A 20,924-nucleotide genomic window follows, 5' to 3' on the forward strand; every position below is an offset into this window, starting at 1 on the left:
ATGCAAGCATTTGTTATCTTTGCCTAACAAACCAGTTTAGTTTCCAATGAACAAAGTATTGATCATTACGATTGTTGCCATTTCGGCCTTTCTTTTTTCCTGTTCGAAAGAGAAAAAGAGTGAACCCAAATTAAATGAGGATGAATTCATTCACATGCTGATTGATATTCATATTGCCGACGGAACTTTATCGGCTCAGAATGTTTATCGAGCTGGTAAAAATTATCGTCCGAGTTATTATTACAATTCTGTTTACGAAAAGTACAATTTGCAACCGGCAGAATTTGATTCATGTGTATCCTACTATGCACAGAACACTGCCAATTTTACCAAAATTTACGATAGGGTAATTGATTCGCTAAACAGGCTGGAAACCAAATATCGCATTGACATTAAAAATGCGAAACTGGAACAGGATACCATCAATTTGTGGAAAAGAAAAGATCATTATATCGTTCCGAAAGAAGGGAAACCAAATTTTAATTTCCGCATTCCGATTAAAGAACGAGGTATATATACCGTTTCGGCTGATATCAGAATTTTTAAGAAAGATCAAACCGAAAATCCTAAAATGGAGGCTTATTTTTGGAAAAAAGACAGCATTAACGGCCCGCAAAAAGTTCATTTCGATCCTATATCAATTAAAAAAGATTCAATATTCAAGACTTATTCTATTCAGTTGGAATATCCTGATACCATTTATACCGAAATTAGAGGAAACCTGTTTAGTTGGGAAAATGATTTAAAAGTATTTACACAGGAGTATGAAATTAAAAATATCAAGATTTTTAATCCTGAAATAAAGCCTGATACTACTGCTATCGAGAAAGAAATTGAGAAGCACCTGAACCGTGACAGATTAATGCGCGATTATAGTCCAGAATGAGAAAAATAACTGCCAACTATATTTTTCCGGTAAGCTCGGCTCCATTAAAGAATGGAATCATTGTTCTCGACGAGCAGAACAGAATTACCGATATTATTGACACCAAAAACAATTTTAAAGAGATTGCAAACCTTGAGTTTTATGGTGGAGTAATTGTTCCAGCTTTCGTAGATGCATTCACCCTGATCTCCTATGCTACTTTTTCTCAGGCTGATTTTAAAGACTGCCTTGAAGGTGATTTCAATAAAAATCTACAATCAAAATTAAGCGGATTAGATCCTGATTTGAAATCCGTACAACGATCAATCAACCATTTGGAGGCATTTGGGACCAAAGCTACCCTTGATGCTTTTCCAAATGAGGAAAGCGCTGCTCAGAAAGAGAGATCGAAAGTACATTTTACGCAAGAACAGGAGTTAAAATATCGTATTCCCGGTCAGCAAGAGCAAATGGACAGTTCAATTGCTTTAATTAACAGTTCTATACTTTCGAAACTTCCGACTTTACCTAAGCAAAGCCAAGACATTTGCATAGGAACCGGCTCTTTGGGCACGCATCAAAAATTATCGGTTTTTGATGAAATGAAGCTCATTCAGAATCACTTCCCTGAACTTTCGGTTTGGGAAATGATTACATGGGGAACGCTACAGCCTGCTCAAAAGCTACATATCGACGATGATTTTGGTAGCCTGGAAATTGGAAAACAACCAGGCTTGAATTTGATTTCAGGAATCGATTTTGAAAGCAACAAACTTAAGGCTGATGCTGAATTAAAAGTCTTGATTTAAGAAGAAAATTTAGCCGCTTTTTCGAGCAGTTCGGTCAATTTCTCTTCCAGGGTATCAAAAGAAAAATATTTCTTACCCAATTGGTAATTGTATTCTCCAATTTCACGATTCAACTTTTCATTGTGAATTACCTCTTTCATATCAGCAAGAGCTTTATCGGTAATCACATTGTCTTCGAGCATAACCGTTTTAAAGCCTTTGCTGCCGATATCGGGCCAGTAAACCGGCTTATAATTGTTTACAAACACAGGGCATTTACCCAAAACCGATTCGATAAATGCATTTCCGAATCCTTCGTAAGTACTGAAGTAGGTACTTGCTTTTGCATGGGCATAAGCGTCGGAAAGAGCGTATGACTTACTTCCAGGCGTTTGTCTTCTGTGATTTTTAATGATATGAGAGGTAAACTTCACCTGTTTTTCGAGCTTTAACTCGTGAATCTGATCAATGAGCTCGTTGTAGTAAATATTTCCTTCGTCGTCTGAGTGACTGCCGGTAATTACAAGCTTGGCATGTTCATCTTCCAGCATGTGAATTAACTGAATGGCAGTTTCAATCCCTTTTCGGCGAACAATTCTGGTAACCTGGGCAAGGATATAGTCAGAATCGCTTAAACCAATATTGCGTTTTAAATTGATATTGGTTTCGTTGATTTCTCCAAAAGGCAGGTCGAAATTCATCACATTTGGAACCACAACAGATTCCCTGTTGAACCGTTCATTTAGAGTGTCTTGTCCGTAAGTGTTAATCACCGCATGAAATACGTTTGGCAAACGCAAAGGAAAATTATCGGCTACAATGGAATTGATTTCCGCATAAGGAGAAAGATACCTGGTTCCACGTTCCCAGTAAAAATCGTGATCGTGGGTAATGGTTGGAAGTCCCAAATCAACAATCGCTTTTTTAATTCCCAATCCCATTTCCAGGTGAGCAGGCAAGGCCGATGCATTCTCCGATACCAATACATCAATTTTATGTTCCTGTGCCCACTTTATAATTTTGTTTCCAATTAAATCGGCATAGAAATGGATGTGTTCCAGTAATTCTGCTAAGTTGTTATCCGGAAAGTGAAAGGCTTTCTTTTGTCCCCAAAAACCTTCGGGCGAAAAAAATGACATTTCGGGCACCAAAGTTTCGAACTGCGGATCTAGTTTTCGCTCTTCGAATTGCCCGGATAAAGTATACACTTCATGCCCCATTTTTCGAAATACTTTAATCCACTTCTCAGTTTCCAACGCCACTCCATCAACTCCCCCAATTCTCCCAATAAGTATTCCGATTCTCATGCTAAATTTCTTTTAATAACTATTTATTTACGACAGTATTTATCAATTGTTTCTACAATTTAAGTGTTTTTTATGGAACATGCGATATATTATTTTTTTGTTTGCTTATTGAATGTAAAAGTATAACTTTAAGTTTATTACCATACCAAAATTAAGAGTAAACACAAAAACTATGTTAAAAACTACGATCAGAGTAAGCTTTTTTTTACTGATTTTTACAAATTCGTTATTCTGCTTTTCCTGCAATGGAAATATAGGTTCGAATGAGAAGGTTGCCGAAAATAAACTTAGGCAACCCCAAAAATTTGGCCCGGTGAAAAACCTTTTCTACAACGTTCCCAGTCCAATACAGGTAACCGAGTTAATGAAGAAAATGGATCTTCCCTACCAGCCCGACTTAATGAATTCTGTAAAGAATGCTGACAACTATCTTACACAGGCGGATATGGCAATCAATATTGGAATTTATGGTGCAGATTTGAGTTACATTCGAATCTATAATCAATTTCAGGATGCAGCCAGATACCTTGCTGTAATTAAGAAATTTACACGCGAACTGGGAATTCCTGAAGAGCAGGAAAAAATTACCGCTCAGCGTGTTGAAGCCAATATCGAAAACCAGGATTCTTTGCTTAATATTATCTCGGAAACTTTTACTAAATCCGATAGCTATTTAAAAGAAAATCAGCGAGGAGGAACTGCTGCCTTGATCGTTTTTGGTGGATGGATTGAAACATTATACCTGGCCACTAATATTATGGACTTGGACAATCCGCAGAAAGAATTGGTTAGTCTTATTGCTGAACAAAAGCATTCGGTGAAGAACTTAATTGGATTGCTAAGCCAGTATCGAAACGATGCAAAAATTAACGAAATACTGCCCGATTTAAAAAAGCTTGATGCCAAATTCAGAGAAATTGAACAGGTAAAAAGAACACCATCGAGTCTAAAATCGAAAAACGGAAAAACGATTATTCAGAATAAAGTAACTCTAACGGCTTCGAACGAAACCATCAAGGAGATTCATGAAATTAATAATGGGATTAGAGCCAAGCTTACCGAATTATAATTTCTACTAAAACTCACTACTTATGAAGATATTATTACAACTCACCATACTTACTCTTTGCATGCTGGCATTGCCATTCTTTTCGGCGGCGCAATGCAACGAGTACACAAAAAAGGAATGTATCCCTCAGTTAAATCCTTACACCTTTAACGGACAGCTGAACAACGCTGTGTTATCGCAGGGAGAGACAGCTGAATTGCAGCTAACTTTCTACAAAGATCAGGAATACAGGGTACTTGTTGAAGGAGAAGATCAATTGGGGAAGTTGCATTTTCAACTTTTCGATACAGAATACAATCTTTTGTATGATAATGCCGATGAAGATCACACCAAACTATGGGATTTTATGGTAGAAAGTACCGATGATTTTATAATTCGCGTGCTTGTACCGGAAAATAAGGAGAAGGAAGAACTTGAAAGTGGATGTGTTTCCATCCTGGTAGGATTTAGAGCGTTTGGTTCGAGAACCATTTTTAAATAGTTATCTCATATCAAGTTTAACTGATAACAAAAAAACAAGCTTGCCAAAATTGGCAAGCTTGTTTTTTAGCTCTATTATCGTTTGATTTATTTCAATAAAAACTTAGCGTTTCCGATGTGATTCCCTTCAGCAAATACATCTACTTTGTATTCTCCGGCAACCAAACTGCCATCGTTGTCCCAGAAAATTGCTACTTCCAGTTCATCTCCTTCATAATCGATTTCTCGCTTGGCAGAATAAACCAACTTGGTATTCTCAAAATCGAATAACAGGTTTTGTGGATTTCCAAGAACCACTTCATCAGGACGGGTTAAACGTATAAAAATTTCCTTAGCTCCTGTCGATGCAGTAATGTTCTTACGCAACACAAAGCTGGTTTTTAATTTTACTGTTTTCGAAATTTTCTTAACCGTTTTTCCTTTTTTATTAATTGGCTCACAAGTTAAAGCGGCAACATCCAAAGCTGCAGCTTTGCTAATTACCTCTTTCATGTTTTCGGTTGACTCCTCGAGCTTTTGGTTTCTTTCCTTCACCCAGTCAATCTGCTTTTTAACTCGCTTATTTTCTGCAGTTAACAACTGATTGCGAGTATTTAGCGAATCGATCTGAACAATATAGTCTCTCAATACTTCCTTTAATGTGCCCAACTCGCGCTTGTACTTGTTAATCTCAGCATAAGAGTTATTGCGGAAAACTCTCATTCTTTCCAACAGTTCAGCAATTTTTTCCTGCTCCATTTTAAGCTGAACATTCAAGGTATCATTACTGGTTTGCAAAGAATCGTAATCTGCCGACAGCAACTGTAGTTCGTTCTCCAGACTTACTTTCTCAGCTGTAATTTCACCAATATATCTCTTGTTTTCACGATGTTCTGAGTAATACATTACTGCAACAACAACCAAAACAATTCCCAATCCAATTAATACGCCTTTGTAAATTTTATCTTTCTTCTCGTTTTCCATATCTACCGTGGTAATTCAGTCTTTTTTAATGTTTCGTGCAAATTTACTTATCTTTTTTAAAATAAGTAAGAAATAGCTACTAAGTCGCTGTCATTTAAATGCATTTTCAATAGCCATTGCATCAAAATGGTCAATTTCCGTACCAAGCTACTCTTCACACCACAAAATAAGTCACAAAAAAACGGAACTGTCATGAAATGAAACAGTCCCGTTAAAACTAACCCACAGTTTTTAATAAATGTGCATGTAGAATATTTCTACAATAAATTGCCAATTTTAATACCGAAGTAAATTGTTCTTGGATTAAGAGGACCATAGATAAATCCTGGATCTCTTTCAACTCCGCTATCAAAGTCATCCTGGTACGAATTGAAAATGTTCTTCATACCTGTGTAAAGCTGAAGTTTTGCACCATTCAACTTGATGTTGTAACGGAATTTCATACCTAAATCGAAGAATGAATCAGATTTGATAAATGTTCCAGCATCAGGATCAGGCAAGCTTACGCCAAAGAATTCAACATTCATAGGACCAGTGTAGTTACCAGTTGTTGAGAAACCAAAGTTTTTAGTTGGTTTCCAATCTATTGCAAAGTAACCATACTCGTTTGGAGTTCTAAAGAAATCTTTTTGTCCGAAGTTCTGAGCTTCTTCGTATTTACTGCTTTGAATAGTAAATCCACCTTTTAAAGATAATTTATCGCTAGGAACAACATTAAATTCCATGTTTAAACCTTTTACAACAGCACCTTCAGTTGCGTTTACACGAGTATAAATAACAGTACCATTAGCATCTGCCTCACCATATTCGTTTGCGAAAGGATTATCAAGTTTTGTGTAGAAACCTTCAACAAGGAATCCAACGAAAGTATTACCAATTTTCTTGTTAAAGTCAAGAGAAGCCATATAAGAGTGACTTGTTTCCTGCTCTAAATCATCAGAATTTTCGTGAAGTACTTTTCTAGAACCTGAAGTTTCGATGTGAAGGTCTTCGTCGAAAATTTGAGGAGCACGGTAACCTTTAGAGTAGCTTGCTCTTGCTTGTAAGTGCTCTTTAATATCATACTTTAAAGTTACACGAGGACTTAAAACATTTCCTGTTTCTTTATCACCGTGATCTTTATCTTTTACTGAGTAACGGTCGAATCTTGCACCAACAGATACGCTTAATCTGTTAAAATCCATTTCGTACTGAGTGAAAAGACCAAAAGTATTTTTTTCTTGATCTGCAACAATTGTATTATCAGTGTGAGGAATAACAATTTCACCTTCTCCGTTTACAGTTGCATTGTCAACATCAAGATATCCTAATTTCTTATCTTTCAAAGTCTCACCAACATGCTCCATACCAAATACAAGATTTGAATTTTCGAAATGTGCATTATATTGAGAACCTAAGGTATAAGTTAATCCTTTAGTATTACCGTAATCAGCTAATGATTGTTCTGCTCCGTAGTATGAATCTCTATCAACTCTCTGACCAGAAACATAAACAGACCAAAGATCTTTTTCTCTAAAGAATTGATCGTAAGTAACAGCAGCAGTAGTAATATCATGCTCTAGAGCTTCAGCAATTCCTGCTTCGTGCTCTACATAGCTGTGCTTATCACCACCACGACGATTTTCTTTAATGTTAAAGAAATCTACAGCTACCTTGCTTCTTGCACTAAATCTGTGGAATAATCTTGAACCAACAGTTGTGTTTTGAAGAGAAGAAATTTCTGAGAAAGTATCATCATTTGCATCAAATGGAGCTCTGTCACGGTAGAAACCGTAAACAGCTAAACCAGTTTTTCCATCAGAAGAAACCAATGAAGTATTCATGCTAGCAGTATAATCTTCAGCTGCATCACCTGCGCCATCAACACCAACTCCAACAAAACCAGTTCCTGCTGAGAATTCATATGAATTGTTTACAGGATCTTTTAAGATTAAGTTGATTGTACCAGCAATTGCGTTACTACCATATAATGCAGATCCACCACCACGTACAACTTCAACACGCTCAATCATGTTTGCAGGCATTAATTCTAAACCATAAACACCAGCAAGACCACTAAAGATAGGACGGCTATTGATCAATACCTGAGAGTAAGGACCTTCCATACCATTCATTCTTACCTGAGTAAAACCACAGTTCTGACAGTTGTTCTCCATTCTTAAACCTGGAGCAAAGTTTAAACTCTCAGAAAGAGTTACCGACTGAGTTGTAGTGAAAAGTTTAGGAGTTAAAGTGTTTACAATTGTAGAAGATTCAGTTCTGTTTTTTTCGTTTCTGTCACCAGTCACAACAACTTCATCAATACCTAAAACATCTTTTTCAAGATCGAAGTGTACTTCTTTCGATTCTCCTTTTTTGAATTCAACTGTAACTACCTGGGATTTGTACCCGATAGCCTGAGCCTTAATTTTAAGGCTTCCCAATGGAAGATTTACAATTTGGAAGTGACCTGTTTCATCGGCAGCGGTTCCAATTGTTGTACCTTCAATAGAAATGGTTGCAAATGGGAGATGTTCACCATCAGCAATAACATGACCGTAAATATTTGCGTCTGTTCTTTTTTCTTGTGCAACAGAAACAAATGATAATACCATAAGCGCTACGCTTAAGCATAACTTTAATGATTTTTTCATAGTTATTATTTTGTAAATGTTAGTTACGATTAGAATATAAAAGTAAGTTATACAGAGGTCTACACCTCCGCATTGTTTATTCTCTCGATAAATTAAATTTGAAATAACATCCTTAAGAAGGATGTGTAAATAGCCTATTAAGCCAATACAGGAGGAGCCCTGTTGGGTAGAAGACTTGCTAAAAGATTCTTCTTAACATGATAGTGGTAAACCTTTGATGATTCAACGAACCTGTTTCTATTGCATAGAACAACGATTACTGCAGCTAATACAAACAGAAAGTTCGTTATTTTGTCAATGGAGAAACACTCACTTGAGTTGTGCGAATGTTTTGCTCCATTCTTCACAGGATTATTCGCGCAATCGTCCGCATAAGAGCATGCAACCGATTTATTAAAAGGATGAGCATGGACAAACAGTTGTCCTTTCTCAGATTTATGAACGTGCCAATTAAATACAGCATTGCCTGCCAGCATTAACATTGCTGGTAAAAGGATGCAAACAACTGCTATTTTGTATTTTTGAAACCAGTTCACGATCTAAAACTTGTGCTTTATCACTTATTACGGCACAAAAATAGATGAACAGCAATCAGCAAACAATACCTAATTGTTGGTATATGGATCTAAACAGTATGTTACGCAACACGTTTAGGCATATTATACGAAAAGGCACTTGTTCATAACCTCCTCATCGATAGTAAGATTTGAAATACCTGGCTTATTTAAAGAGTTGATTCTCGCATAATAATCGTTCATGCTACATATCATTTCATGATTGTACAAATACCACAATTGCACATTCTGCCATAGTTTTTCACCGGGTCCGTATTTGACTCTCCATTCGTAGGCCAGTTCGGTAAGTTGGTCAGATTCTGAGCCAAACCTGTAAAACACATTCTTAAAAGATATGGGATGAATTCCGGTTTGCTTGGCTTCATCGAATTTAAAATCGGCAAACTCTATTAATTCCTGAATTTCCTTTCTGCCTTCGAAATGCGAATCGACAATGGAAAATTTATGCAAGCGCTCCACAAATTCCGATCCCGAAACATTCAAATGTTTCTTGCATTCTTTTTCGAGAGCCGATAACTGATCCTTCAAATTAGATGTGCTATCTACAGGCATCAATTGAGAGGAAAGAATATCATTTTCGTTAAAGCTAATCTCATCTTCAAACAATGCACTCAGCTCACGAAGTAGAACATTCACAAAATCAATTCCAACATCTTCGCTTTCGCTGATTAACAAGAAATAATCCTGGTACCGAATTAAACGAACCACCTGATTATCGACATGGAATTTCAAACTTCTCTTCAAAAACAAGCCTTTTTTGTCAAGGCACATGTGAAGTTCGGTTTTATGCTCACCATCGCTACTTCTAAAGTCTAACAATTTGTTGTAATGAACAGAATAAGATTCTGTAATCAATTGCAATCCATCGGAAACCACCAACTCCTTATCATTGCCCTTTTCGCATTTCACATGATTTAAAATGATAACACCATTGGCAACAGCCGACTTAATCATCGACATTAACAGTCGATTGGCATTAATTTTAAATTCACTTTCCAGATTTACAGAAGAACCCGGAGCCAATTTCAGAGCAGACTCATACCTTGGCAAATCTTTTTCTTTGATACGATTGGAAAATAATGCCGCAAACCTGCTTTTCTCTTTTTGGATATGCAGGTACTCATCGGGTAGAATCAAATGGGGAAATCGTTCACGCAAACTAATGATTGATTTGGAACCTGCATTTTTTGCATCAACAACAGTATGTAGCTCGATTTCAAAATCTTGCTCACAAAAAATCGCACATCGAAACCCTAAGTTCGAGGCCATTAAACAGAACAAAGCTTCTTTAAATCCACAATGAGTAAACACAAAATCGAACTCATTGGCAGTGGCTTCTTCCAGAATTTTTTGCCTGTTTTCTATCGAAAATGCTGTCGAATCAACCATTTTACTTTTATTAACTTATTTTTGTACTTAATCTTTGTAATTTTGTTGCGAATATCAATTATCAAAACCAATCAATTTGAAAAAGATAGCTTTAAATATTCTTCTGGGATTATCAGTTTCATTATTTATATATTCATGTGCTAATCAGGGTTACCCTACTGGTGGTCCTATTGATGAAACACCTCCAAGGGTTACCGAAACCAGACCTGAAAATTATGCCCTAAACTTTAAAGGTGGCAAAATAGAAATTTTCTTTAACGAATTTGTGAAACTTGAAAACATCAACGAAAAATTTGTGGTTTCACCTCCTTTTAAGAAAACTCCGACCGTAAAGTTAAAAGGAAGATCGATATATGTAAAATTAGAAGAGGAATTAAAAGAAAATACCACCTATACCCTCGATTTTGGCGATGGTATCGTTGACAACAACGAGGGTAATCCATTGGGAGAGTACCAATTTGTATTTTCAACCGGGGAAACAATCGACTCGCTAAGTATTAAAGGGAAAGTTGACAACTCTTTCGATGAAACTCCTGTGGAAAAATCGATGGTAATGGCCTATTTGAATACTCATGATTCTGTTCCAATGACTACAATTCCCGATTATATTGCCTTAACCGATTCGGCAGGATATTTTCAGCTGAACAACTTGAAAGAAGGAACCTATAAGCTGTTTGCCCTTGTAGATGGTAACAGAGACTACTTGTACAATGGTCCTGGTGAAATGATTGGTTATTTCGATGAATTGATTGTTCCTTCGGCACATCGATTTGAACAATTGGATTCGATTGGAGGCGATTCTGTCGTGATTAGACAAGCAATTGCTCTGGAACCCAATAACATTCACATTAGAATGTTCGACGAAGAGAATCCATTGCAATATCTTACCGGATACAAAAGACCAAGAAGAGAAAAGCTGGAATTTGAGTTTAATGCCAAAAGAACCGATAGTTTGAAGATCGATTTTATCGGTTTTGAAGAAAATCCAGATTGGTTTCTTGCAGAAATTAATGAAAGAAAAGATACCTTATCTTTCTGGATTACTGATTCTACCATTTACCAGCGCGACACACTTTTGGCAGCCCTTGAATACTTTAAAACAGATTCTACCAATCAGTTAAGCTTATTTCAGGATACGGTTAAATTGAATTTTAAAGATCCTAAAAAGGCAAAAGCCAAGCAGTCGAAAAAGAAGGATAAGAAGAAGGTTAAAATCAAAAAGCCACAATACAAATTCAATTTCAAAACAAGTACGAAACAGGATTTGCATAAAAACATTACAATTTCATTCGATGAGCCTTTGGCAAGAATCAATTATGACAGCATTCATTTTTACCAGCTGAAAGATACGCTTGAAATTCCTGTTGATTTTAAAATTGAAAAGGATCCAAAGAAATTGCTACAGTACAATTTTGTGTACAAATGGGAGCCGGAAACCAGCTATAAAATAGATATCGATTCAACTGCTTTCCAGAATATCTACGGTGTGTTTAGCGATTCTTTCGAGGGTAAAATCAGAACCCGTGAGTTGGAGCACTATGGTAAGCTATTCCTTAATGTTTCTGGTGTTAAGATTCCTACTTTAGTACAACTGCTGGAAACTGGTAAAAACGAAAAACTGGTACAAACTAAGAAAATCGAATCCGATCAAACCGTAATATTCGATTACCTTGAACCGAAAACCTACATTATTAAGGTGATCGAAGATGAAAATGATAATGGAACTTGGGATACAGGGAATTACCAGGAAAAAATTCAGCCAGAGCAAGTCTATTACTTCTATAAGGAACTAAAAGTACGCTCGAACTGGGAGGTTGAAGATAAAATCATGATTCCATCAAGCAAAGAAGTGATGTTTGAAATTCATGAAGATGACCTTCTTGATAAAGTGGAAGAAATGAAAGAAGCCATTGATCAAAAAGTTAAAAAGAAAAGAGGCAAAAAAGAATAAGCACCAAAAAACCGATAAATCATGTCAGTACTAGTTGAATTCTCAATATTCCCAACCGATAAGGGAGACAGTGTAAGCTCAGAAGTGAGTAAGGTAATCGATCTGATCCGCGAAAGCGGTTACAATTACCAGCTTACTGCAATGGGAACACTGATCGAAACAGATAGCATGTCGGAAGCTTTGGAGGTAGTAAACCGATCGCACGATATTTTGGCCGAAAACTCGAATCGCATCTACTGCACCATGAATATCGATAGCCAAAAAGGAAAAGACAAGCGCCTGAAAACAAAGGTGGAATCCATCGAAGAAAAAATCGGAAAGGTAAGCCGATAAACTCAAGCTAACCAGGTTAAAATCATCCGTACTTTTGGTAAAACTGATCTTCCCTCCACGCCTGAAATATGTTTTCATATTTATGGTTCTATTGTCAATTTTTGCGGGCAATTCAGCTTCGGCACAATGTGTCGAAAAGAATTTTGCTTTCGAGGCTGGCGAGAAATTAACCTATCGCGGATATTATAACTGGGGTTTTATTTGGGTAGCTGCGGGTGAAGTAATTCTGAGTGTTGAGCAAAGCAAATACCAGGAAAAAGATGCCTACAAATTTTATGGAACAGGAAAAAACCTAAAGGCATTCGATTGGTTTTTCCACTTGCGTGATACACTTACTTCCTATGCCGAAAGAGAAACTTTAGCGCCCTTGTATTTCGATCGTAGAACACATGAGGCAAAATATCATGCACATCACGAGTATTGGTTCAACTACTCCGACAGTACGATTCTTTCGAAAATTCAGAAGCGTGAAAAACCAGAACAGTTGGATACCCTGGCTAACAAGCCCTGTACTTTCGACATTCTTTCGGTAGCATACTATGTTCGAAATTTAGATTTCAGCAAGTACAAAAAGGGAGATAAAATTCCACTATCGATGTTGGTTGATAACGAAATACACTCCCTTTACATTCGATACAAAGGGCTGGAAACCATTAAAACCAAATCGGGCGAGCGATTCGAATGCCTAAAATTTTCGCCTCTCCTGGTAAAAGGAACCATGTTTAAGGGAGGTGAAGACATGACCGTTTGGTTGAGCAACGACGATAACCGAATCCCCATACAGGTTGAAGCCAAAGTTCTGGTAGGCAGTGTAAAAGGCATTCTCGATTCCTACGAAGGTTTGCGCAACTCCAAAAATTCTTTCTTCAAAAAGCGCAATGGAAAATTGGATATTAAAGAGTAAGAATCCTCCTTTCGATATTTAGCTTTGTTCCACATATATTGTTTTGTAGCTTTAAACTAATCTACATCAATTGGCAAATGCAATGAAGCAAACCAACAGTAAATATGACAAAATCATAATCTACTATTTCTCTGGAACGGGAAATGCCAAAAATGCTTCATTATGGATTGCCAATCTTGCCAGGGAAAATGGCATAGAAACCAAATTAATCAATATCGACAAGATTGAAGCAATTGAATATCCCGATTTAAAATCGAATACGCTCGTTGGTTTTTGTTCTCCAACACATGGTTTCAATCTACCTCCAATAACATTAGAATTTATTTATCGGTTTCCAAAAGTTAAAAAGCTTGATGCTTTTATTTTGAATACTCGTGCCGGACTAAAATTGTCGCAACTATTCATTCCAGGATTGAGCGGTTTAGCACAAATATTACCGGCTTTATTGCTAAGATTGAAAGGATTCAATATCCTAGGAATGCAACCACTGGATCTGCCTTCAAATTGGCTATTTCTGCATCCCGGATTAAAAGAAAAGGTAGTGCATTCCATTTACCAGCGTTGTCATAAAATTGTCAGCAAATTCACTTCAAGACTCTTATCGGGTAAAAAAACATATAGAGCCTTGCTCTCTCTTCCTATTGATATTGCTTTACTACCAATAGCAATTGCATACTATTTTATTGGGCGATTTTTCCTGGCCAAAACTTTAATTGCAACGCATTCCTGTAATCTTTGTAACAAATGTATCGAAAAGTGCCCTGTTCAGGCCATTCGTTTGGTTCAAAAGCGTCCGTTCTGGACCTATAAATGCGAAAGTTGTATGCGTTGTGTCAACAAATGTAATCAGAGAGCTATTGAAACCGCTCATTCTTTTGCAACTGTTGTTTTAATTCTTACTTCCCTGGTGATTTCGCCATTGCTTATTGCCTTGCTTCAATATTTATCACTCTGGGAACATATTCATCAAAACCTTTTTAGCAGAAGTCTATGGTCTGTGATTGATGCATTGGTTTTTATTCTATTTACCTTTATCAGTTATGGAATTTTACACTTTTTAATGAAATACAAATGGGTGAACCTTACAATAAGTTACACCTCTTTAAGTTTCTATAAATTCTGGAGAAGATATAAAGCTCCAAAATATTAATAGTTCAATCAATATGAAAAAACTCGTCTTTCTAATCATCTCGATTCTTACCATACAGTATTCAAGCGCTCAGAATAACCAATGCTCTGTACTCTTAAAATCAATTTCGGGAAGCTATACTGGCGATTGCAAAAATGGATTGGCCAATGGTAAAGGAAAATCTGTTGGACAGGATACCTATATCGGAATGTTTAAAGATGGCTTGCCACATGGTAAAGGAAAATACCTCTATCGCAATGGAAATACTTTTCAAGGTTATTGGAAAAATGGAGAGAAAAATGGCAAAGGCAAATACAAGTATAGTCTAAACGGAGAAAAACATACCCTTAGCGGATATTGGAAGCAGAATGAATATGCAGGAAGTACAAATCCTGATATTTTTTATCGCATAAGCTCCTCAACAGGCATTATGAACTACAAAGTGGAGAGAATGGAAGCTCTTAATCCCTACGATAAGGATATCACTTTTTCCATCAGAAGTTCATTTTCCAATTTCGTACCCAGCGATTTAAGAATCGAAAAGTCTTCAGGGAAATTAACCAAATCAGGGAAAAAATTTATCATTAGCAATTACAGCTGCCCTTTGCGCTGCGAGATCAGTTATACCATTAAACTGGCAAACACACGCAAACAATGTCGTTTTATTATTGATATTCTGGAAGACAATAAGTGCTCAGTAGTACTTTCTCATGATTAAAGTGGAACTTGTAAATCCTTGAGTAGCTATTTCTTCTCAATTTTAATTTCGAACAACTTTGGCCAGCGTTTACCGGTAACAAACATTCTTTGGCTGGCCTCATCCCATGCAATTCCGTTTAAAACATCATCGTTTTTGTCCAGCTTGATTCTATCCGATTGCTTTAAAATCTTTCCAAGGTTAATACTGCCTTCCACTCTTCCCGTTTCCGGATTAATGATTACAATTCGTTCTGTCAACCATACATTGGCATAAATTTTACCATTGATGTATTCCAACTCATTTAGGTTGGTTACAGCTCCATTGTTATCGTATACCTCAATGCTGCGCTTTTTACCGTAATTGGTATCATCCAGAATGGTTAAAATGTTAGATCCATCGGAAATCACAAGTTCGTTATTCATGGTAGTAATTCCCCAACCTTCGTTATTGGTGGTTTGTGGTTCGAAGAAATCAATCTGCTCAAATGTTTCAGGATCCACAACAAATACCTTTCTCGAATTCCAGGTCAATTGAATAATTCTGTTTTTGCTATAGGTAATTCCTTCTCCAAAATATTCCTGCTCCAAATTCTTAATGGAAATGGCTTCTCCATTTTCCAATCTCACTTTTCTTAGCGAAGATTCACCATGCTGTCCGGTTCCTTCGTACAAAAATCCTTCATGGAAAAACAGGCCTTGCGTATAAGCTCTTCTATCGTGAGGAAAGGAATTGATAATTTCGTATGAATACTGATCGGGCAATTTGTCTGATTTGATATTGATGTAGGTGGTCAACAAACCAACGGTCCCATTTTCATGATAGGCCAACAACTTGATGTTGTGCTTTCCCATTTTATCTTTTGTTGGTATCCATTTTAGGTTCCAAGGTTTTTCTGTAATGGTTTGTACCAACTTTCCATCGCCCCATAGTTGCAGCGAATCAATATCACCCGATTTTTTCTTTGGGTGTACCAATAATTCAATCTCTTCACCATAAGCAAACACATCTCCTCTTTTTGGAGCTTTCAACCTCATGCTATTTACAAATTCAATTGTTGTAACAGTTGGTACCACTTCTTTTTTATCAGTTTCGGTCTTTTTTACGTCATTGTTACCGCATCCTGATAAGATAAAGAATAGAGAAGATAAAAGAATTTGAAACTTCATTTTTGTGCTTTGTTTATGGGTTTGGATTGACTTATCTAAATTAGGTAAAAAATAAAAAAACTGTCCCAATTTCTCAGGACAGTTTCAATTAATTTATTTTGTGATTTCCCATTCGAAACCATCTTTGGTGTCTTTCACCACGATGCCTAAGTTGGTCAATTCATCTCGTATTTTATCGGCTGTTGCCCAATCTTTGTTCTTTTTGGCCTCATTTCGTGTTTCAAGCAAAAAGGCAATTACTTTATCAAGCAATTCATTGTTACCATCATCGGCACCACCTTCTTCCTGTAAACCTAAGACTTCAAAAACCAAAGTGTTGTATAATGATTTCAGGCTCTCCAAATCTTCGGCAGTAATGCTTTCGCTCCCTGCTGCCAACGAGTTAATCATCTTCACTCCATCAAATAAGTGAGCAATTAAAATTGGTGTATTCAAATCATCGTTCAAAGCTTCGTAGCATTTGTTTTTCAAATCCTCAACTTTGATGCTCGACGATGCAGAAGCCTGAATTTTATTTAAAGTTGCCATGGCCGCCATCAACCTGTTGAAACCTTTCTCGGCAGCTTTTAGTGCATCGTTAGAGAAATCGAGCGGACTGCGATAGTGCGCCTGCAACATGAAGAAACGAACAGTCATTGGGCTGTAAGCCTGATCCAAAACATCATTTTCTCCAGAAAACATCTGCGAAAGCGTAATGAAGTTACCCAATGATTTACCCATTTTCTGACCGTTAATGGTAATCATGTTATTGTGCATCCAGTATTGTACAGCTTCTTCGCCATTTGCTCCTGTCGATTGTGCAATCTCACATTCGTGGTGTGGAAATTGAAGATCCAATCCGCCACCATGAATATCAAACTGTTTGCCTAAATATTTCTCTCCCATAGCTGTACATTCCAGGTGCCATCCAGGGAATCCATCGCTCCATTTCGAAGGCCAACGCATAATATGCTCAGGAGCCGCTTTTTTCCACAGTGCAAAATCGAAGGAGTTTTTCTTTTCGCTCTGTCCTTCCAACTCACGAGTATTTGCAATTAACTCATCAATTTTACGACCCGACAGTTTACCGTATTCATGTTTCTTGCTGTAGGCTTCCACATCGAAATAAATCGACCCTTCGCTTTCGTAAGCAAAGCCATTTTCCAATAGTTTGTCGATTACTTCCATTTGCTCAATAATATGACCCGATGCACGTGGCTCAATACTTGGCTTACGCACATTCAAATCGTCCATATCTTTATGGTAACGATCGGTAAAAAACTGAACAACTTCCATTGGTTCAAGCTGTTCCAAACGAGCTTTTTTCGCAATTTTATCTTCTCCCTCATCAGCATCATTCACCAGGTGCCCCACATCGGTAATGTTACGAACGTAGCGAACTTTATACTCTAAATGAGTAAGATATCTGAAAAGTAAATCGAAAGTAATAGCCGGACGAGCATGACCTAAATGAGCATCGCCATAAACCGTAGGACCACAAACATACAAACCAACAAATGGTGCATTAAGAGGTTCGAACCGTTCTTTCTTTCGCTTTAGTGTATTATAAATGAACAACTTGTTTTCCATATCCGTAATATAATTCGAATTTTTGTTTGGGGCTGTAAAATTATAAAAAATTATGGCTCATGTGGTGCAATCAGGGCAATATATTTAGAATTCTGATAGATAGCCATACATCATTTTAATGTGCATGCTAATTAAATAGAATATTGTAGGGTGCTAATTCAATTAGCCCTAAAAAAGAATTGTCCTATAATTCCTGTGCTTTAATTTGCTCAAGCCGCATGGCTTTTACTTTCTCTATTGATGAGAAAGTAAACAAAGAATCCAGGGCTTGTAAGCACAAACTACTTCTACTCGAAAACATTAAGTTCGGCGGGGTGATCTTCTCAATTCTTCGAAGCTTCCCCGTCTCTCTATACGTTTTCTTCGAATAAGAAGCTTGTTCTTCCAATGCCCACCACTCCAATTTAATCTGTGCAGAGAATATTATAATTTCTCACAAATTAAACTTCACTTAAAGTATTACCTGCAATTCACAAGAATTTTCTTTACGTTTTAAGGTTAAACTTACACAATAAACATGCAGATTTAAGATATTATTTGCTGAAATTAAAATGTACTTCTATCTTTGTATCAGCAATACCGCGCTTTCAAATCTTGTTTGGTAGTAATATCAACAAGATTGATAATTCCGGATTCTCCTCTCTACGGAATTTTATCAGAACTCAACAAAAGGTACTACAAATTAGGTTTATAGTACAATTCCACATGTATTTGCATGCGGAATGATGGATATAAATACATTACTTCGGGGCAAATTCGGAGTAAAATTAACAGAGAAGTATTGAGTTCGCTGCCCTGTTTCAAATTATTATGACTACATTAATAATTGGGTAAGAACTCGAAAAATCTTAAGGCTAAGATTTATAAATTATGATGAAAAAAAGAAAGAAACAATCAGGTCAAAGATATAATCGGAAAAGCTTAGAAAATCTAATTGTAGGGATTTTCAGCAATAATCCTGAGAAAACATTTAACTACAAACAAGTATCCAGGCAACTGGAAATAAAGGAAATGGGAGTAAAACAATTGGTGGTAGGAATTCTTTACGACCTTGTACATCTTGATTTCCTACATGAGGTTTCGACCGGAAAATTTAAACTGAAATCGAAAATTGGACACATTACAGGAACTGTAGATATGACAGCCAGAGGTGCAGCCTTTATCATTTCTGATGATTTGGAAGAGGATGTATTTGTGTCGCAAGCCAATTTAAATCGTGCCCTTCATGGCGATATTGTAAAGGTGTATTTGTATGCCAGAAGAAAAAGCAAGCAGCCAGAAGGCGAAGTGGTAGAAATCGTAAAAAGAAAGAAAACCACTTTTGTAGGAGTGGTAGAAATATCAAAAAACTATGCCTTCCTAATTCCAGATGGCAGAATGCCTTACGATATCTTTTTGCCGCTTACCAAACTAAATGGTGCAGAAGATGGCGAAAAGGCTGTTGTGCAGATTACTGAATGGCCAAAGAAATCGAAAAATCCGGTAGGACAGGTATTGAATGTGCTTGGTAAACCCGGCGAGAACGATACAGAGATGCACGCGATACTGGCAGAGTTTGACTTGCCATATCAGTTTCCTGAAAAAGTGAACGAAGCTGCCGAACTGATTTCCGATAAAATTACGGAAGAAGAAATTGCATTGAGAAGAGATTTCAGGCAAATTCCAACCTTTACAATCGATCCGCACGACGCTAAAGACTTTGATGATGCTTTATCGCTAAGAAAATTAGAAAATGGGAATTGGGAAGTTGGTGTTCATATTGCCGATGTTACCCACTATGTGAAGAAAGGAAGCATTATTGAGCAGGAAGCATTTGACAGGGCAACTTCGGTTTATTTGGTAGACCGCGTAGTTCCAATGCTACCGGAAAGGCTTTCGAACGGGGTTTGTTCCTTGCGACCAAATGAAGAAAAGCTGACTTTCTCGGCGGTTTTTGAAATGAACGACAAAGCCGAAGTTTTAGATACCTGGATTGGTAGAACCGTAATCAATTCGGACAGAAGATTTACCTATGAGGAAGCTCAACAGGTTATTGAAACTGGCGAAGGAGATTATAAGGAAGAGGTGCTTTGCCTGGATCGATTGGCAAAAGTTCTACGCGAAAAGCGATTCAAAAAAGGAGCGATCGACTTTGACAGGTACGAAGTGAAATTCGATATTGATGAAAAAGGAAAGCCTACCCGCGTATTCTTTAAAGAGTCGAAAGATTCGAACAAACTGATTGAGGAGTTTATGCTACTGGCCAATAAAAAGGTGGCCGAATCGGTTGGCAGGGTTTCGAAAGGCAATAAAGCCAAAACTTTTGTGTACCGAACACACGATCAGCCAAATCCTGACAAGCTGAATTCTTTCAACCAGTTTATTCGCAAGTTTGGATATGGCATAAAAACCGCAAATCCGAAGGCCATTTCAAAATCGATGAACAACCTATTGCACGATGTAAAAGGGGAAAGCATTCAGAATTTGGTAGAGACTTTGGCAATTCGATCGATGGCCAAAGCTGAGTATTCTACTGTGAATATTGGTCATTACGGTTTGCATTTCGACCATTACTCTCACTTTACATCGCCAATTCGCCGTTATCCGGATATGATGGTTCACCGTTTACTGGAAAAGTATGAGAACGGCAGCAAATCGGTAAATGCCGATAAATACGAAGAGTTTTGTCAGCACTGCAGCGAAATGGAACAGAGAGCCGCCAATGCCGAACGAGCTTCGATCAAATACAAGCAGGTTGAATTTATGCAGGAGCACCTGGGACAGGAATTTGAAGGAACCATTTCAGGAGTTACCGAGTGGGGATTTTATGTAGAAATTGATGAAAACAAGTGCGAAGGTATGGTTTCGATTCGCGAACTGGAAGATGATTTCTATGAGTTCGACGAAGACAATTACTGTATTGTAGGGCGTCATCATCGAAAGATTTACCAGTTGGGAGACAAGATTAACATTCGAGTGGCCAAAGCCAATCTGGTAGCAAAACAACTGGATTTTGTTCTGGCAGATCGTGCTGAATTCTAATGTAAATCATTAAATCTTAATAAATCATAAAAGAAAGCTCGCGATTTCATACATCCGAGCTTTTTATGTAATTTTGGTTATA

Annotated in this window: 17 protein-coding genes; 10 read left to right on the forward strand and 7 right to left on the reverse strand. The window is 37.2% G+C overall.

Annotation, left to right across the window (positions count from 1 at the left end; genetic code table 11):
- Positions 1-46: 46 nt before the first annotated feature.
- Together ELS83_RS15725 and ELS83_RS15730 are read left to right on the forward strand one after the other, a co-directional pair.
- A complete protein-coding gene (locus ELS83_RS15725) occupies positions 47-886 on the forward strand; it encodes a DUF4296 domain-containing protein (protein ID WP_171596500.1) in 840 nt (279 codons plus the stop codon).
- The gene (locus tag ELS83_RS15730) at positions 883-1,674 is read left to right on the forward strand and encodes an amidohydrolase family protein (protein ID WP_171596501.1); all 792 of its coding nucleotides are present in this window, start codon (positions 883-885) and stop codon (positions 1,672-1,674) included. Before ELS83_RS15725 ends, ELS83_RS15730 begins: the two co-directional genes overlap by 4 nt.
- Here ELS83_RS15730 and ELS83_RS15735 read toward each other — a convergent pair.
- On the reverse strand, positions 1,671-2,960 hold the full coding sequence (locus tag ELS83_RS15735) for a glycosyltransferase family 4 protein (RefSeq protein ID WP_171596502.1): 1,290 nt from the start codon (positions 2,958-2,960) through the stop codon (positions 1,671-1,673). The genes ELS83_RS15730 and ELS83_RS15735 overlap by 4 nt on opposite strands.
- A 313-nt stretch (positions 2,961-3,273) precedes the next feature.
- On the opposite strand from ELS83_RS15735, the gene ELS83_RS15740 reads away from it, so the two are divergent.
- Together ELS83_RS15740 and ELS83_RS15745 are read left to right on the forward strand one after the other, a co-directional pair.
- Complete coding sequence (locus tag ELS83_RS15740; protein WP_171596503.1) at positions 3,274-4,029, forward strand: hypothetical protein; 756 nt, start codon at positions 3,274-3,276, stop codon at positions 4,027-4,029.
- 22 nt (positions 4,030-4,051) lie between these two features.
- Positions 4,052-4,510 carry a hypothetical protein gene (locus tag ELS83_RS15745; protein WP_171596504.1) on the forward strand — a complete coding sequence of 153 codons (459 nt, stop codon included), beginning with the start codon at positions 4,052-4,054 and terminating at the stop codon, positions 4,508-4,510.
- Between the two features lie 86 nt (positions 4,511-4,596).
- On the opposite strand, the gene ELS83_RS15750 is transcribed toward ELS83_RS15745, so the two are convergent.
- From ELS83_RS15750 to ELS83_RS15765, 4 genes are all read right to left on the reverse strand, one after another.
- Positions 4,597-5,472 carry a hypothetical protein gene (locus tag ELS83_RS15750; protein ID WP_171596505.1) on the reverse strand — a complete coding sequence of 292 codons (876 nt, stop codon included), beginning with the start codon at positions 5,470-5,472 and terminating at the stop codon, positions 4,597-4,599.
- Positions 5,473-5,729: 257 nt separating this feature from the next.
- Entirely contained in the window at positions 5,730-8,105 is a 2,376-nt protein-coding gene (locus ELS83_RS15755) for a TonB-dependent receptor (RefSeq protein ID WP_171596506.1), read from the reverse strand.
- 137 nt (positions 8,106-8,242) lie between these two features.
- Entirely contained in the window at positions 8,243-8,641 is a 399-nt protein-coding gene (locus tag ELS83_RS15760; RefSeq protein ID WP_171596507.1) for a hypothetical protein, read from the reverse strand.
- Positions 8,642-8,764: 123 nt separating this feature from the next.
- Positions 8,765-10,069 carry a hypothetical protein gene (locus tag ELS83_RS15765; protein ID WP_171596508.1) on the reverse strand — a complete coding sequence of 435 codons (1,305 nt, stop codon included), beginning with the start codon at positions 10,067-10,069 and terminating at the stop codon, positions 8,765-8,767.
- 76 nt (positions 10,070-10,145) lie between these two features.
- Here ELS83_RS15765 and ELS83_RS15770 point away from each other — a divergent pair, with 76 nt between their 5' ends.
- The 5 genes from ELS83_RS15770 to ELS83_RS15790 all read left to right on the forward strand — a co-directional run bounded on the left by ELS83_RS15770 (position 10,146) and on the right by ELS83_RS15790 (position 15,104).
- Positions 10,146-12,020: an Ig-like domain-containing domain gene (locus ELS83_RS15770; RefSeq protein ID WP_171596509.1), complete on the forward strand. Its 1,875-nt coding sequence runs from the start codon at positions 10,146-10,148 to the stop codon at positions 12,018-12,020.
- Positions 12,021-12,041: 21 nt separating this feature from the next.
- The gene (locus ELS83_RS15775; RefSeq protein ID WP_171596510.1) at positions 12,042-12,353 is read left to right on the forward strand and encodes an MTH1187 family thiamine-binding protein; all 312 of its coding nucleotides are present in this window, start codon (positions 12,042-12,044) and stop codon (positions 12,351-12,353) included.
- A 34-nt stretch (positions 12,354-12,387) separates the two neighbouring features.
- On the forward strand, positions 12,388-13,257 hold the full coding sequence (locus ELS83_RS15780; RefSeq protein WP_216616602.1) for a DUF3108 domain-containing protein: 870 nt from the start codon (positions 12,388-12,390) through the stop codon (positions 13,255-13,257).
- An 82-nt stretch (positions 13,258-13,339) separates the two neighbouring features.
- Positions 13,340-14,407, forward strand: a complete 1,068-nt coding sequence (locus ELS83_RS15785) for an EFR1 family ferrodoxin (protein ID WP_171596511.1) — start codon at positions 13,340-13,342, stop codon at positions 14,405-14,407.
- A 13-nt stretch (positions 14,408-14,420) separates the two neighbouring features.
- A complete protein-coding gene (locus tag ELS83_RS15790) occupies positions 14,421-15,104 on the forward strand; it encodes an MORN repeat-containing protein (protein WP_171596512.1) in 684 nt (227 codons plus the stop codon).
- Positions 15,105-15,130: 26 nt separating this feature from the next.
- Here the strand turns inward: ELS83_RS15790 and ELS83_RS15795 are convergent, their stop codons facing one another.
- Both ELS83_RS15795 and cysS read right to left on the reverse strand, forming a co-directional pair.
- Positions 15,131-16,252 carry a glutaminyl-peptide cyclotransferase gene (locus tag ELS83_RS15795; protein WP_171596513.1) on the reverse strand — a complete coding sequence of 374 codons (1,122 nt, stop codon included), beginning with the start codon at positions 16,250-16,252 and terminating at the stop codon, positions 15,131-15,133.
- A gap of 93 nt (positions 16,253-16,345) precedes the next feature.
- Complete coding sequence (gene cysS, locus ELS83_RS15800) at positions 16,346-17,821, reverse strand: cysteine--tRNA ligase (protein ID WP_171596514.1); 1,476 nt, start codon at positions 17,819-17,821, stop codon at positions 16,346-16,348.
- Positions 17,822-18,691: 870 nt separating this feature from the next.
- Here cysS and rnr point away from each other — a divergent pair.
- Positions 18,692-20,842, forward strand: a complete 2,151-nt coding sequence (rnr, locus tag ELS83_RS15805; RefSeq protein ID WP_249414466.1) for a ribonuclease R — start codon at positions 18,692-18,694, stop codon at positions 20,840-20,842.
- Positions 20,843-20,924 lie beyond the last annotated feature (82 nt).

Origin of the sequence: Marinifilum caeruleilacunae (assembly GCF_013141825.1) — a bacterium.
In the GTDB taxonomy this organism is placed as follows: domain Bacteria; phylum Bacteroidota; class Bacteroidia; order Bacteroidales; family Marinifilaceae; genus Marinifilum; species Marinifilum caeruleilacunae.